Source organism: Amycolatopsis sp. NPDC024027 (assembly GCF_040638975.1).
Taxonomy (GTDB): domain Bacteria; phylum Actinomycetota; class Actinomycetes; order Mycobacteriales; family Pseudonocardiaceae; genus Amycolatopsis.
This window is the reverse complement of the sequence record NZ_JBEZYY010000013.1, coordinates 53,335-65,831: the sequence shown is the minus strand read 5'-3', so window position 1 is coordinate 65,831 and position 12,497 is coordinate 53,335. Positions and strand designations below refer to the sequence as shown.

The following is a 12,497-nucleotide window of genomic DNA, read 5'->3' as shown; positions in this document are numbered from 1 at the left end:
TCAGCCCTTCAGATCGAGAGTGAGTTTCTTGACGAAAAACGCCTCGGCGTACTTCGCGGCGGCTTCGATGCCGCGGATCCTGGCCAACCCGAGGAAGGCCTCGCGGTCGTACCAGCCGCGGTGCCGTTGCGACGCGTAGTGCTCCTGGAGCAGCCGGACCTTCGACTCGGCGACGTCGTCGTCGAGCGGCTGGTACACCGATGGGGCGCCGAGGTCGCCGTCCCATTTGACGATCTCGTAGCCGAGCGCCAGGTGGTCGCGGAACGCCGTCGGGACGAGCTTGGCCAGCCCCCGGTGGTCCTGGTGGGCGTCGTCGGTCCGGGGCGCCAGGATGACGTCCGGGTCGGTCCGCCGCCGCAGCTCCTCCAGGGCGTTCTTGGCCTCTTCCCAGTGCGCCGGGAACCGGCCGTCCGGCAGCTTCAGCACCGTGACGTCGAGCTCGGCGCCCGGGCAGAACGCCGCGAGCGCCGCCCGCTCCTCGTCCTCGCGGGGCGTGCCGCCGCCGGAGAGGACCAGCGCGTCGACCTTCAGGCCCGGCCGCGACGCGCACAGCGTCAGCAGCGTGCCGCCGGCGCCGATCGCGATGTCGTCGCAGTGCGCGCCGAGGGCGACGACGCCGGCGAGCCGGTCCGGCCGGAGCCCGATCACGCGATGCTCGCCGCGGTGCGCTCCCAGAGCGCCCAGGGCCGCTCACCGTGGGTGTAGGCGTTGTCGAGGGCCGCGCGCTCCTTGACCGTGTCCGTCGGCTTCCAGAAGCCGCGGTACGGGTAGGCCAGCAGGCGGCCGCGCTTGGCGAGCTCGCCGCAGCCGTCGGCGACCAGGTCGCCGTTCTCCGGGATGTGGTCGAACACTTCCTGCCGCAGCACGAAGTAACCACCGTTCTCCCACAGCGGCATTTCGCTCACCGCGGTGATCGAGCCGACCTTGCCGCCCTCGTCCATTTCCACGCAGTGGAACGACGACTGCGGCGGCACGACCATCATCGAGGCGCCCGAGTCGGAGTTGGAGAACCGCTCGATCATGTCGGGCAGCGGGACGTCGGACAGGACGTCGGCGTAGTTCGCGAGGAACATTTCGTCGCCGTCGAGGTACGGGCGCACCCGGCGCAGCCGCTCGCCGATCGGCGACTCGATGCCGGTCTGCACGAAGGTGATCGTCCAGTCCGCGATGTCGGTCGACAGCAGCTCCGCCTGCCCGTTGCGGAGGACGAAGTCGTTGGAAATGGTTTCCTGGTAGTTCAGGAAGAAGTTCTTGATGTGCGCCGCGCCGTAGCCGAGGCACAGGATGAATTCGGTGTGGCCGAAATGCGCGTAGTAGCGCATCACGTGCCAGATGAGCGGTCTCGGACCGACCATCGCCATCGGCTTCGGGATGTCGTCGGCCGCGCCGTTGCGCATCCGCATCCCGTAACCACCGCAGAAGAGGACGACCTTCACTTCACTGCACCTCGACGATTTCCAGGTGGGGGATCGGGAACACGAGCTTTCCGCCCCAGGCCCCGATGTGGGAGAGCTGTTCGGTCAGTTCCTCCCGGAGGTTCCACGGGAGGACGAGCACGTAGTCGGGCCGGTCCGCTTCGATCCGTTCCGGCGGCAGCACCGGGATGCGCGTGCCGGGGGTGAACCGGCCGTGCTTGTACGGATTGCGATCGACCGTGTACTGCAGCAGGTCCGTCCGGATGCCGCAGTGGTTCAGCAGGGTGTTGCCCTTGCCCGGGGCGCCGTAACCGACGACGGTCTTGCCGTCGTTGCGCGCCTCGATGAGGAACTTCAGCAGGTCCAGCCGCACGCGGGTGACGCGCTCGGCGAACTCGGTGTACCCGGACAGCTCGTGCAGCCCGGCGGCCTTTTCGCGCTCCAGCACGTCGGTCATCCGCTCGCTGGGCTCGCCCGCGACTGTGCCAACCGGCGCTCCGTCCTGGGCCGGGGGCTCCGCCACCCGGAACCCCCCAAAAGCCTCGGTGGGACGCGCCCAGAGCCGGATCGACCCGCCGTGCGTCGGCAGCAGTTCGACGTCGACCACGGTCAGCCCGCCGGTCGCGAGGGCCCGGCGCGCGGATTCGACGGTGTAGTACTGGAAGTGCTCGTGGTAGATCGTGTCGTACTGGTTCTTCTCGATCAGCGTGAGCAGGTGCTGGACCTCGATGGAGACCCAGCCGTCGTCGGCGACGAGCGCCCGCAGGCCCTTGGTGAAGCCGAGGACGTCGGGGATGTGCGCGTAGACGTTGTTCGCGGCCACCAGATCGGCCGGCCCGTGCTCCTCGCGCACCTTCAGGCCGGTTTCCTCGGAGAGGAACGCGGTCAGCGTGGGCACGCCGGCGTCGCGCGCCGCTTGCCCGACGTTCACCGAAGGTTCCACGCCCAGACACCGGATCCCGTGCCCGACGACGTGCTGGAGCAGGTACCCGTCGTTGCTCGCCACCTCGACGACGAACGATTTCTCGTCGAGTTCGAGCCGCTCGACCGCGCCGTCGACGAACCGCTTCGCGTGCTCGACCCACGACGTCGAGAAGGACGAGAAGTACGCGTACTCGGTGAAGGTGTCGTCGGGGTCGATCAGCGGCGGGATCTGCGCGAGCCAGCAGTCGGTGCAGACCTTCAGGTGGAGCGGGAAGGTGGCTTCCGGCTCGTCGAGCTGCTCCGCCGCCAAAAATCGCTCACACGGGGGAGTCGCGCCGAGGTCGACGACACTGGCCGTGTTTGTCGAACCGCAGAGTCGACATGTGGTCATCTACCAGGCTCCTTGGCTCGCGGTCGCGATGTGCGTTTAACACGTCGACCGGCGCCGGAAGGTCGTTACAGTGACGCGGGAGCCGCTGGTGGACCGATTCGGAACCGCAACCTGAATGGCGTAACTGTGGCGGGAATCACGAACCGTACCCGACCGGACCCGTAACGTCCACAGTGGACCTGCTCCTAGGCTGGCCGGATGACTTCCCAGCCGACTCCCCGCCTGAGCGGGTTCACGGGCGTGGTGCTGACGGTCCGCTTCCTGACCGAGCTGGCGCTCCTGGGCGGGTTGGCCCTGGCGGGCACCCAGCTCGGCAGCGGTGTCGCGCTGGCCATCGTCGACGCCGTCCTGCTGCCGGTGGCGGCGGCCGCGCTGTGGGGTCTGTTCATCGCGCCGCGGGCGCGCCGCCGCCTCCCGGAACCGGCCCGCTTCCTGCTGGAATTCGCCCTCTTCGCGGTCACCGGCGTGGTGCTCGCCCTGGTGGGCTGGCTGGTCGCGGGCATCGCCGTGGCGGTGGCCGGGATCGGCGTCGCGGCCCTGACCCGGGTGGTCGCCAAAGACGGCTGAGCCCTCCCCGCCGCTCGGCGGAGAGGGCTCCGGCAGCCGCTCAGCCGAGCTTTTCGGCGGCCGGGACGACGTCGGTGGCGAACTTCTCCAGCACCACGGGCCGGTGGACGTGCGGCACCATCCCGAGCGCGACCTGGATGCCGAGCCCGTTCAGCCGCTCCAGCTCGGCCAGCAGCTCGTCGGACTTCTCACCGTTCTCGCCGACGTCGAGGATGTGGTAGACGGTCTTGGTGATCGAGTCGTAGTCGCGGCCCTCGGTCTCGCAGTGCTGCCGCAGCACGTCGAGCTTGCGCTCCAGGTCCGGCCCGTTGAAGAGGTTGCAGGCGTCGGCGTACTTCGCGACGAGCTTCAGGGTCTTCTTCTCGCCGCCGCCCCCGATCATGATCAGCGGACGCGGCTTCTGCAGCGCCTGGGGCACGTTCAGCAGCCGTCCGGCGTCGAAGTGCTTGCTCTTGAACGGCGCGTCGCCGTCGGCCCACATCTGCAGCACGTACTGGAGGTTCTCCTCCAGCAGCTCGAAGCGCTCGGCCACGGACGGGAACGGGAAGCCCAGCCCGCGGGACTCCTCCTCGTTCCAGCCCGCGCCGATGCCGAGGATCGCACGGCCGCCGGAGAGCACGTCCAGCGTCGTGACGGCCTTGGCCAGCAGGCCGGGGTGCCGGTAGAGGACGCCGGTGACCACGGTGAGCAGCTTGGCGTGCTCGGTGTGCGCGGCGATGAAGCCGAGGGTCGTGTACGCCTCGAGCATGTCGTTCTCGACGGGCCCGACGGCGCCGATCTGGAAGAAGTGGTCCATCACGGCGATGGAGTCGAAGCCCGCCTGGTCGCCCGCGCGGACGACGGCGGCCAGGTCGGCGCCCAGCGCGGACGCCCCGTTCGGCCAGGTGAAGTCGGGGATCTGCAGTCCGAGTTTCATAATTTCCGACCGTATACCTGGAGTTGCCCCAGCTGCCCGGTCAGAAATCGCGGACCAGGAAGACCCGGCCGTGCAGGGGATCGGTGACCCACACCGTGCGCGTCCGCTGGTCGACGGCGACGTCACCGGGGTTGACGCCCAGCGACAGCTCGCCGCTCAGCGTGCCCGCCGTGCCGTCGACGCGGGCGAGCCCGTTCTGGCCGCCGTTGGTGAACACCGTGTTCGTGCCCTGGTGCACGGCCAGCGCCGAGGATTCGCTGCGCAGCAAGACGGTCTTGCGCTCGGTGCGCGTGACGGCATCCACAATGGACATGTGGTGGATGCCGGAGTTCGCGACGTAGACCGTGCCGCTCGCGTGGTGCACCGCGACCCCGGTCGGGTTGCGCCCGACCTTCACCGAAGCGACGAACTTCCCGCTGTCGATCGAGAACACCTCGACCGAATCGGTGGCGGTGCTCGCGCAGTAGGCCAGCTTGCGGCCGGGGTCGACGCCGATGCCGGCGAACCCCTGCTGCGGGCCCGGCACGAGCGCGGCCAGCGTGCAGCTGACGCCGTCGAGCACGGCGAGCGTCCCGGTGGTGCCGCTGGCCGCGTAGACGCGGTTGGCCTCCTCGTCGACCGCCAGCGCCGAGGCGCCGGCTCCCGCGCCGATCACGCTCACCAGGTCGTGGGTCCGGCTGTCGAGCACCACCACGGTGCCCGCCGGGGGGTTCGCGACGTAGATCCGGCCGGCCTCCGGGTCGGCCGCGACGTCGCCGGGCTCGCCGCCGACGTGGATCACGTCGACGACCGACGCGCTGCGCGGATCCACCACGGAGACCGTCCCGGCCTGGGCGTCGGTGACGTACCCGAGGCCGGTGACCGGGTTCACCGCGACCCCGGCCGGGGCGCCGCCGAGGTCGAGGGACCGGACGTCCTCCGCGCGCGCCGTCCCAGGCAGGAAGAGGGCGCCGGCACCCGCTGTGAACAGGGCGAACAGGGTCCGCCGGGGTAGCCGCCCACCACGCATCGGCGCCTCCGCTCCTGATCATCCCGCCGCCCGAGCGTAACCCGCGCCATCCCCACCTGAAGGAACTTCGCGTCCCCCGATCGCGTTGTTTCCACTGGGTAACCCACTTCCAGAGCGGACGGAGGCGAGCGCGTGCACGGGCACCAGAACGGACTCAAGACGGCATTGCTGCTCGGCCTGCTGTCGGCGATCATCATCGCGCTCAGCGGGCTCTTCGGCCGGGGCGCGCTGCTGATCGGGCTGGTCATCGCCCTCGGGATGAACGCGTTCGCCTACTTCAGCTCCGACAAGCTGGCGTTGCGCGCGATGCGGGCGCGGCCGGTGTCGGAGGTCGAGCAGCCCGCGATGTACCGGATCGTGCGCGAGCTCGCGCAGGTCGCCCGGCAGCCGATGCCGCAGCTGTACATCAGCCCGACGGTCGCGCCCAACGCGTTCGCGACCGGCCGCAGCCCGCGGCACGCGGCGGTGTGCTGCACCACCGGCATCCTCGACCTGCTCGACGAGCGCGAGCTGCGGGCCGTGCTCGGCCACGAGCTCTCGCACGTCTACAACCGCGACATCCTGATCTCGTGCGTGGCCGGCGCGCTGGCCAGCGTGATCAGCGTGCTCGCGAACATCGCGCTGTTCTTCGGCAGCAACAACCGCGACGGCAATCCCCTGCTCAGCCTGCTGCTGATCTTCGTCGGGCCGATCGCCGCGGCCATCATCCGGATGGGTGTCAGCCGATCGCGGGAGTACCAGGCCGACGCGTCCGGGGCCGAGCTGACCGGTGACCCGCTGGGCCTGGCCTCGGCGCTGCGGAAGCTGGACGCCGGTACGCGGGCGCGGCCGCTGGTCGCCGAGCCGCAGCTGGTGTCGCAGTCGCACCTGATGATCGCGAACCCGTTCCGCCCCGGCGAGGGCCTGAGCAAGCTGTTCTCGACCCACCCACCGATCGCCGACCGCATCGCCCGGCTCGAAGAGCTGGCCCGCCGCCCGTTCTGATCCCAGCCGGTGGGAGGGGGAATCCCGGGCCCGCGGCCCGAGTTGCGCAGGCATGGTTTCCGCACAGCTGCACCTGGGCGTCGCCATCGACGGGGCCGGCTACCACCCGGCCGCGTGGCGGATCTCCGCGGTCGAGCCCGCCGCCCTGTTCGCCGCCGGCCACTACCTGAAGTACGCGAAGCTCGCCGAAGCCGCTTCGCTCGACTTCGTCACCCTCGACGACTCGCTTGCGCTACAGCCCGGGGGTGAAGGGGTCGTGCGCGGGCGGCTCGACGCGCTGCTCACGCTGTCCGCGATCGCGCCGGTGACCAGCCGGATCGGCCTGGTCCCGACCGTCACCACCACGCACACCGAGCCGTTCCACGTCTCGACGTCGGTCGCGACGCTGGACTACGCGAGCCGGGGCCGCGCCGGCGTCCTCGCGGTGCCGTCGCTGACGGCCGCCGAGGCCGCGCACTTCGGCCGCCGCCTCGCTCCTTCGCCGGCGGACGGCGACGCCGAGACGGCCGAGGTCCTCGACGTCAGCACCCGGCTGTGGGACAGCTGGGAGGACGACGCGATCGTCCGCGACGCGGCGACCGGCCGGTTCATCGACCGCGACAAGCTGCACTACGTCGACTTCGAGGGCCGGTTCTTCAGCGTGAAGGGACCGTCGATCACGCCACGGCCGCCGCAGGGCCACCCGGTGACCGCGGTCTACGGCGACTCGCCGCACGCGAGCGCCGCCGACGTGGTCGTGACCAGGGCGGACCACCTGGACGCGGTCCGCGCCACGGCCGCCCGGTTCCCGGGCGCGAAGGTCCTGGCGACGGTGTCGATCGTGCTGGCCGAGACCGAGCAGGGGGCCCGCGACCGGCAACGCGAACTCGACGCCCTGGTCCCGTTCGAACCCGCGGGCCTGTCGTTCGCCGGCACGCCCGCGCAGCTGGCCGCCGAGCTGCCGCGCTGGGCGGCCGAGACCGGCGTCGCCGGGTTCCACCTGCGGCCCGCCGTCCTGCCCGACGACCTCGACCTGCTCGCCGGGGAGGCCGTGCCCGCCCTGCGTGCCGCGGGCGCGTTCCGGAGCGGCTACGCGGGGACCACCCTGCGCGAGCACCTCGGTCTCGGCGTCGCCGTCAACCAGTACCAGGGGGCGTGAGATGACCAAGCAGATCAAGCTCGCCGCGCACCTCCCCGGCGTCAACAACACGACGGTGTGGAGCGACCCCGCCTCGGGCAGCCAGATCGACTTCGCGTCGTTCGAGCACCTGGCCCGCACGACCACCGTGCTGGCCGCGCTGTCCGCCGTCACGACCCACCTCGGCCTGGCCGGGACGCTGTCGTCGACGTTCAACGAGCCTTACGAGGTGGCCCGCCAGGTCGCGAGCATCGACCACCTCTCCGGTGGGCGCGCGGCGTGGAACGTCGTGACGTCGCCGGACGCCTTCACCGGGCAGAACTTCCGGCGCGGCGGCTTCCTCGAGCGGGAGGACCGGTACGCGCGCGCCGAGGAGTTCCTGGCCACCGTGCGCGAGCTTGGGACAGCTGGGCGCCCGGAACCCTGGTGGGGGACAAGGAGAACGGCGTCTTCGCGCGCGACCCGGGCCGATTCGTCCACAGTGGAGCCAGTTCGACATCGCCGGCGAGTTCACCTTGCCGCGGACGCCGCAGGGACAACCGATCGTCATCCAGGCCGGCGACTCCGACGAAGGCCGTGAGTTCGCCGCGAAGGCCGCGGACGTCATCTTCAGCAGGCACGGCACCCTCGAAGACGGCCAGCGTTCTTCCACGACGTCAAGCGCCGCCTGGCCACGTACGGCCGTGAGCACGGCGAGCTGCTGATCATGCCGGCCGCGACGTTCGTCCTCGGCGACACCGACGCCGAAGCCGAGGAGAACGCCCGCGAGATCCGGCTCCAGCAGGTGCGCCCGGCCACCGCGATCCAGTTCCTCGAGCAGGTGTGGAGCCGCGACCTGGCGGAGTACGACGTCGACGGGCCGCTGCCCGAGGTCGACCCCGACCCGGACGCCGAGCCGCTGACCTGGGGCCGCGTCCGCCACGAGAAGGACCCGCTGGAAACGGCGCGCCGGTGGCGGGCCATCGCGGAGGAGAAGAAGCTCTCGATCCGCGAGCTGGTGATCGAGGTCACCGCGCGCCGGCAGTTCGTCGGCACGCCGTCGACGGTGGCCGACGCGATCGACGAATACGTCCAGTCGGACGCGGCCGACGGGTTCGTGCTCGTGCCGCACCTGACCCCGGGCGGGCTCGACGAGTTCGTCGACAAAGTCGTCCCCCACCTGCAGGAACGTGGGGTCTTCCGCACCGAGTACGCCGGATCGACGCTGCGCGAGCAGCTCTTCTAGGCCGAAGCTCCCGCCGCTACGGCGACTGCCTTCACGTAGTCGCCGTAGCCGGACTTCGCCAGCTTCTCGCCGAGCGCGTAGCACTCGTCGGCGTCGATGAAGCCCATGCGCAGCGCGATTTCCTCGAGACACGCGATGCGCACGCCGGTGCGGTGCTCCAGTACCTGCACGAACTGGCCGGCCTCGAGCAGCGAGTCGTGCGTGCCGGTGTCGAGCCAGGCGAAGCCGCGGCTGAGCTCGATCAGCGTGGCGCGGTCCTGGCGCAGGTAGGTCAGGTTGACGTCGGTGATCTCGAGCTCACCGCGTCTCGACGGCTTCAGCGCGCGGGCGATGTCGACGACGTGGTTGTCGTAGAAGTACAGGCCGGTGATCGCCTTGTTGGAGCGCGGCTTCAGCGGCTTTTCTTCGATGGTGCGCAGTTTGCCTGTCTCGTCGACCTCACCGACGCCGTAGCGCTCCGGGTCCTTGACCGGGTAGCCGAACAGCACGCAGCCGTCGAGCTCGCGCACGGCCTGCTGCAGGCGGCTGGAGAAGCCCTGGCCGTAGAAGATGTTGTCGCCGAGGACCAGCGCCACGTCGTCGTCGCCGATGAAGTCCGCGCCGATCACGAAGGCCTCGGCCAGCCCGTTCGGGCTCGCCTGCTCGGCGTAGGAGAACGAGAGGCCGAACTGGTCGCCGTTGCCCAGCAGCCTGCGGAACATCGGCAGGTCGGTGGGGGTGGAGATGACGAGGATCTCGCGGATCCCGGCGAGCATCAGCACCGAGATCGGGTAGTAGACCATCGGTTTGTCGTAGACCGGCAGCAGCTGCTTGGACACCGCCTGGGTGATCGGGTGCAGACGTGTCCCGCTGCCTCCGGCCAGCACGATGCCCTTCATGGACGGCCTCCCTTTCCCGTGGCTGAGACTTCCCCACCCTACGGGCTGCCGCTAGAAGGCGGATCCTTTCCCGAAGTAGGCCTTGCAGCCGGCGTTGTTCTCGGTGGCGATTTCCAGCACGTTCCGGCCGTCGTCGACCGGCAGCAGCGTCGAGGAGTAGTTGGGGCAGAAGTTGTTGGAGATGCCGGTGATGTGCACGGGAGCGGGCAGTTCGTACCAAGGTCCGCTGCCGAAGTCGTCGTTCGCGAGCAGCACCTGGCCGTTCTGCGGCTGCGGCACGCCCTTCGCGTCGGTGTAGATCTGCCCGACCATGACGATCCGGACCCCGTTCGGACCGCCGGGGAACAGGGCGATCGTCTGCGCGTGCTGGAAGTAGTTGCCGACGGCGGTGTCGACGCGGGTGCCGGGGTCGGCGGGGTCGCCCCAGTTGGCGCCGTCGGCGGAGATCTTGAAGTGCGGGTCGCAGTAGCGGTCGCGGAAGTTGCAGATTTCGTAGGCGAAGTAGTAGCGGCCGTCGGGCAGCCGCCGGATGATCGGCATGCCCGGCCGGACGCGGTCGGGCGGGATCGCCATGGTGAGCTGCTTGGTGCCCCAGTGCACCCCGTCGGTCGAGGCGACCCGGTTGAGCACCTGCGCGTACTTCGGCGCCTGCGTCTCGTCGGCGAAGTGGAGCCAGAGCGTGCCGCCGGCGTCGACGGTGAACTCGGGCTCCCAGATGCCGTCGATGTTGTGCGACCGCGCGGCCTCGGACAGGAAGCTCCAGGAGCGGCCGCCGTCCTTGCTGGCCCAGACGCGGATCCCGATGCGGCGCTGCGGCCCGGCGTCCTGCCGGTAGGACGCGGCCCACAGCAGCGTGCCCGCGCGGAGCTTGCCGACGCGTTCCGGCAGTTCGTAGACGGTGCCGCAGCACATGCCGGCCCGGCCGTCGGGGTCGTGGATGGCGCCGATCTCGTGGAACGACTCGCCTTCGTCGGTGCTCTCCAGCACGGGCGTGAACTTGCCGGCGGCGTCTTCGCTGGTCAGCGTGGCGACGATGTGCCCGCGGCCGACGGCGGAGTGTTCGAGGCGGATCAGTCGCGCGTAGGCGCCGAAGCCGGGGAGGAGCAGTTTGCGCTCGGCCGCGCCGGCCGGCGTCAGCAGCGAGGCGACGGCGGCGAGCGTCAGCACGAAGACCAGCGAACGGCGCACTCGCCCCCCTTCACACGGTGATGGCGCGATTACAACACGCGCGAGCGGCGGCCACGGGACGCATTCACGCGTTCGGGTAACGCTCGTGCTCTGGGTGTCGAAAGATCACGGGAGGGCCGCGTGGCCCCGAGGGGGAAAGATGAAGCTCCGGCTGGGCGGCGTGCTGCTGCTCTTGGTGATGGCATCGGCGTGCGCGCCGGCGACCGGCTACGGCGAGATCGTGACGAAATCGGCGCCCGCTTTGCCTCCTCGTACGCCGGCTTCGTCAGCACCGCCGGTACCGCGCGAGGTGCCGACGGAGACGCACACGGGCACGGAGAGCGGCGAGTTCCAGACGTCGTGGCCGGCGGACCAGCTGGGCTTCTTGACGTTCGAGTGCCCGAAGTGCACGTCCAACGTGATCGTCGACACCGACGGCGGCGAGCACGGCCTGGTCAACGCGATCGGCGCGTACAAGGGCACGAAGTGGATGAACACGGAGCCGGACCGCCCGGTGAAGCGGGTGACGGTCCACGCGAACGCCCCCTGGACGGCAACGATCTCGGACTACCGAAGCATCCCGACGGCGGAGAGCGGCAAGGAAGCGGCGGGCAAGAGCGACGCGGTCCTGAGGCTTCCGGCGGGAGTGGCCCGCATCCGCTTCACGGCGAAGACCCGCGGGGCGATCGGCCTGTGGCTGATGTCCCCGAAGGACCGCGACCTCCTCCTCAACCAGATCGGCGACCTGCAGGTGGAGCGCGACGTCCACGGGCCGGCGTACCTGCAGGTGGAGGGCTACGAGGCAAGCTGGACGCTGACGCCGTCCTGAGCGGGCACCCGGAGTGCGGGTGCCCGCGGCGGCGTCACCGGTAGTTGGTGAACTGCAGCGCGATCTCGAAGTCCTTGCCCTTCAGCAGGGCGATGACATCCTGCAGCTGGTCCTTCTTCTTGCCCGACACCCGCAGCTGGTCGCCCTGGATCTGGGCCTGGACGCCCTTGGGGCCTTCGTCGCGGATGAACTTGGCGATCTGCTTCGCCTTGTCCGAGGCGATGCCCTGCAGGATCTTGCCGGAGATCTTGTAGATCTTGCCCGACAGGGCCGGCTCGCCGGCTTCGAAGGCCTTCAGGGAGATGCTGCGCTTGATCAGCTTCTCCTTGAACACCTCGACCGCGGCCAGCGCGCGCTCCTCGGTCTCGGACTCGATCGTGAGAGCCTCCTCGCCGGCCCAGTTGATCGTCGTGCCGGTGCCGCGGAAGTCGAACCGCGTGCCCAGCTCCTTGCTCGCCTGGTTGAGCGCGTTGTCCACCTCCTGGCGGTCGACCTTGCTCACGACGTCGAAAGAGGGATCCGCCACGTGTCCTCACACCTCGTACTCGCTTGTCAGGGACCACCCAGCCTAGCCCCCACGGGGGGAGGGGTATCCCGGTTGACCCCTGCTCGGACCCCTTGGGTAAGCTTTCCCCCGGCCGGTGAGACCGGCCTGGGCGGGTTACCCGAGTGGCCAAAGGGGACTGGCTGTAAACCAGTTGGCATTGCCTACGGGGGTTCGAATCCCTCACCCGCCACCCTCACGAAGAGGCCCCGTGACCGTCTCGGTCGCGGGGCCTCTTCGCATGGACGGCTAGCTCTCCGTCAGCCGTTCGGCGTCCTCGGTGGTGATCCACAGCAGGTAGCCGCGTTCGTGCCGGCCTCGCACGTCCCAGTAGGTCCCGGTCCTATTCCAGCCCTCGGGCGTGTGGCCTTCCGACACCGTGAAGCCGTTGGAATTCGTCCACGTCCGGATGATCTCCTTCGCGCGGTCCGGGGAGGAGTCGACTTCGTCGAGCCAAGCCCAGTAGCGGTACCCGGGATCCATCAGTACCTCGATTCGCCGAATCGGCACCGGGCACCAGCATAGGCGAAC

At 69.9% G+C, this 12,497-nt stretch carries 13 protein-coding genes, 1 tRNA gene and 1 pseudogene; 6 read left to right on the top strand and 9 right to left on the bottom strand.

Annotated elements, in window-relative coordinates; all coding sequences use genetic code 11:
* Genes AB0F52_RS28935 through AB0F52_RS28925 form a run of 3 tightly spaced genes read right to left on the bottom strand, consistent with a single transcriptional unit; the run spans position 1 to position 2,730 of the window.
* Positions 1–648, bottom strand: coding sequence for a PIG-L deacetylase family protein (locus tag AB0F52_RS28935; RefSeq protein WP_360177697.1), 648 nt, complete (start codon positions 646–648; stop codon positions 1–3).
* Positions 645–1,436 carry a glucose-1-phosphate cytidylyltransferase gene (locus AB0F52_RS28930; RefSeq protein ID WP_360177694.1) on the bottom strand — a complete coding sequence of 264 codons (792 nt, stop codon included), beginning with the start codon at positions 1,434–1,436 and terminating at the stop codon, positions 645–647. Before AB0F52_RS28930 ends, AB0F52_RS28935 begins: the two co-directional genes overlap by 4 nt.
* Before the next feature lies 1 nt (position 1,437).
* Positions 1,438–2,730: a class I SAM-dependent methyltransferase gene (locus tag AB0F52_RS28925; protein ID WP_360177691.1), complete on the bottom strand. Its 1,293-nt coding sequence runs from the start codon at positions 2,728–2,730 to the stop codon at positions 1,438–1,440.
* A 198-nt stretch (positions 2,731–2,928) separates the two neighbouring features.
* Here AB0F52_RS28925 and AB0F52_RS28920 point away from each other — a divergent pair, with 198 nt between their 5' ends.
* Complete coding sequence (locus tag AB0F52_RS28920; protein ID WP_360177688.1) at positions 2,929–3,297, top strand: YrdB family protein; 369 nt, start codon at positions 2,929–2,931, stop codon at positions 3,295–3,297.
* Between the two features lie 40 nt (positions 3,298–3,337).
* Here the strand turns inward: AB0F52_RS28920 and AB0F52_RS28915 are convergent, their stop codons facing one another.
* Both AB0F52_RS28915 and AB0F52_RS28910 read right to left on the bottom strand, forming a co-directional pair.
* Positions 3,338–4,213, bottom strand: a complete 876-nt coding sequence (locus AB0F52_RS28915) for an LLM class F420-dependent oxidoreductase (protein ID WP_360177685.1) — start codon at positions 4,211–4,213, stop codon at positions 3,338–3,340.
* Positions 4,214–4,253: 40 nt separating this feature from the next.
* Entirely contained in the window at positions 4,254–5,222 is a 969-nt protein-coding gene (locus tag AB0F52_RS28910; protein ID WP_360177682.1) for a YncE family protein, read from the bottom strand.
* A gap of 132 nt (positions 5,223–5,354) precedes the next feature.
* Here AB0F52_RS28910 and htpX point away from each other — a divergent pair, with 132 nt between their 5' ends.
* From htpX to AB0F52_RS28895, 3 genes and pseudogenes are all read left to right on the top strand, one after another.
* Positions 5,355–6,206, top strand: a complete 852-nt coding sequence (gene htpX, locus AB0F52_RS28905; protein ID WP_360177679.1) for a zinc metalloprotease HtpX — start codon at positions 5,355–5,357, stop codon at positions 6,204–6,206.
* 52 nt (positions 6,207–6,258) lie between these two features.
* Positions 6,259–7,344 (top strand): LLM class flavin-dependent oxidoreductase, encoded by a 1,086-nt coding sequence (locus tag AB0F52_RS28900; RefSeq protein WP_360177676.1) that lies wholly within the window; start codon positions 6,259–6,261, stop codon positions 7,342–7,344.
* Position 7,345: 1 nt separating this feature from the next.
* Positions 7,346–8,548: pseudogene (locus AB0F52_RS28895) on the top strand (LLM class flavin-dependent oxidoreductase).
* Here AB0F52_RS28895 and rfbA read toward each other — a convergent pair.
* Together rfbA and AB0F52_RS28885 are read right to left on the bottom strand one after the other, a co-directional pair.
* The gene (rfbA, locus tag AB0F52_RS28890; RefSeq protein WP_103337371.1) at positions 8,545–9,426 is read right to left on the bottom strand and encodes a glucose-1-phosphate thymidylyltransferase RfbA; all 882 of its coding nucleotides are present in this window, start codon (positions 9,424–9,426) and stop codon (positions 8,545–8,547) included. The pseudogene AB0F52_RS28895 and the gene rfbA sit on opposite strands and share 4 nt — an antisense overlap.
* Positions 9,427–9,477: 51 nt before the next feature.
* Positions 9,478–10,614: a sialidase family protein gene (locus AB0F52_RS28885; RefSeq protein WP_360177672.1), complete on the bottom strand. Its 1,137-nt coding sequence runs from the start codon at positions 10,612–10,614 to the stop codon at positions 9,478–9,480.
* Positions 10,615–10,753: 139 nt separating this feature from the next.
* Between AB0F52_RS28885 and AB0F52_RS28880 the strand changes: the two genes are divergently transcribed.
* The gene (locus AB0F52_RS28880) at positions 10,754–11,422 is read left to right on the top strand and encodes a hypothetical protein (RefSeq protein ID WP_360177669.1); all 669 of its coding nucleotides are present in this window, start codon (positions 10,754–10,756) and stop codon (positions 11,420–11,422) included.
* Between the two features lie 34 nt (positions 11,423–11,456).
* On the opposite strand, the gene AB0F52_RS28875 is transcribed toward AB0F52_RS28880, so the two are convergent.
* The gene (locus AB0F52_RS28875; protein WP_103337374.1) at positions 11,457–11,948 is read right to left on the bottom strand and encodes a YajQ family cyclic di-GMP-binding protein; all 492 of its coding nucleotides are present in this window, start codon (positions 11,946–11,948) and stop codon (positions 11,457–11,459) included.
* Positions 11,949–12,077: 129 nt separating this feature from the next.
* On the opposite strand from AB0F52_RS28875, the gene AB0F52_RS28870 reads away from it, so the two are divergent.
* Positions 12,078–12,159, top strand: a tRNA-Tyr gene (locus AB0F52_RS28870).
* Positions 12,160–12,215: 56 nt separating this feature from the next.
* Here AB0F52_RS28870 and AB0F52_RS28865 read toward each other — a convergent pair.
* Positions 12,216–12,476 (bottom strand): hypothetical protein, encoded by a 261-nt coding sequence (locus AB0F52_RS28865; protein WP_360177666.1) that lies wholly within the window; start codon positions 12,474–12,476, stop codon positions 12,216–12,218.
* Positions 12,477–12,497 lie beyond the last annotated feature (21 nt).